General features: G+C 52.8%; 1 protein-coding gene. It reads right to left on the bottom strand.

What is annotated here, in order from left to right; genetic code table 11:
• Window positions 1-1,546: tandem-95 repeat protein (locus R7190_RS25515; protein WP_318137634.1), on the bottom strand; the 1,546-nt coding region annotated here is incomplete at both ends.

Raw genomic sequence — 1,546 nt, 5'->3', positions numbered from 1 at the left:
ACCACAGGCGTGTCGTTCACCGCATTCACGGTGACGTTGACCGTCGCTTGGTCAGTCAGCGAACCATCGGTCACGGTATAAGTGATTTCAGCGTCACCATGGAAGTTCTCGGCTGGCGTGAAGACCAATTTACCATCAACAATCTCAACTGTGCCTTGCGCTTCAGGTACGGACGCCGATTGGATAGACAGCGTATCGCCATCAATGTCAGTATCGTTTGGCAGAACATCAATCGTCACTGGCGTGTCTTCGTCAGTAACAGCGGTATCATCGTTTGCCACTGGCGCGTCATTGACTGGCGTCACATCGACGTTCACCGTGGTGGACTCTGATACCCCACTGGACGTGACGATGTAGGTGAAGCTGTCTGTACCGTGGTAGTTGTCGTTTGGTGTGTAGGTTACGCTACCATCCGGGTTGACCGAGACCGTGCCGTTGGCTGGGCCGTTATTGGTATCCAGCGACACCACTTTGTCGTCGCCTTCGAACGTGTCGTTATCTAAGACCTTGATGATGGTTGGCGTGTCTTCCACCACCGTCGCTTTGTCTGCCACGATGTCCGCCACAGGCGCAACTGTGAAGTTCACCGTTTGGCTAACGCTTTCACCGCTTGGATCGGTAGCCGTAAAGGTCAATGCTTCTGAGCCGTTCCAGTCCGCGGTTGGAGTGAACGTAGCAATGCCATTTTCTATTGAGACATTGACATTACTGTTGCCTGAGACGCTAAACGTTAACTCACTATCCACGTTATCCACATCGCTGAAAGCAGTATTTAGATCGATGCTGTATGGCGTGAAATCTTCCGCCAAGGTTTGGTCTGCAATGTTGCTTTCAACCACAGGCGTGTCGTTCACCGCATTCACGGTGACGTTGACCGTGGCTTGGTCAGTCAGCGAACCATCGGTGACAGTATAAGTGATTTCGGCATCACCATGGAAGTTCTCAGCCGGTGTGAACACCAACTTGCCGTCAACAATCTCGACTGTACCTTGGTCACTCGGCACAGATGCCGAGTCAATCGACAGCTTATCGCCATCGATGTCAGTGTCGTTTGGTAGGACATCAATCGTGACAGCGGTATCTTCTTGTGTTGTTGCCGCGTCATCTTTTGCCACTGGCGCATCGTTCACTGGTGTGACATCGACGTTCACCGTGGTGGACTCACTGACGCCACCGGAGGTAACGATGTAGGTAAAGCTGTCTGCCCCGTGGAAGTTGTCGTTTGGCGTGTAGGTTACGCTGCCATCCGGGTTGACCGAGACCGTGCCATTGGCTGGTCCATTGTTGGTATCCAGCGACACCACTTTGTCGTTGCCTTCGAACGTGTCGTTACCTAAGACCTTAATGATGGTTGGCGTATCTTCCACAACCGTCGCTTTATCTGCCACGATATCCGCCACTGGCGCCACTGTGAAGTTCACCGTTTGGCTAACGCTTTCGCCGCTTGGATCGGTCGCCGTAAAGGTCAACGCTTCAGAGCCGTTCCAGTCTGCCGTTGGGCTAATGGTCGCGATGCCATTTTCAATCGACACCAACACGTTGCTGT

This window comes from Vibrio sp. 1078-1 (assembly GCF_033340475.1).
This window is presented reverse-complemented; position numbering and strand designations above follow the sequence as displayed.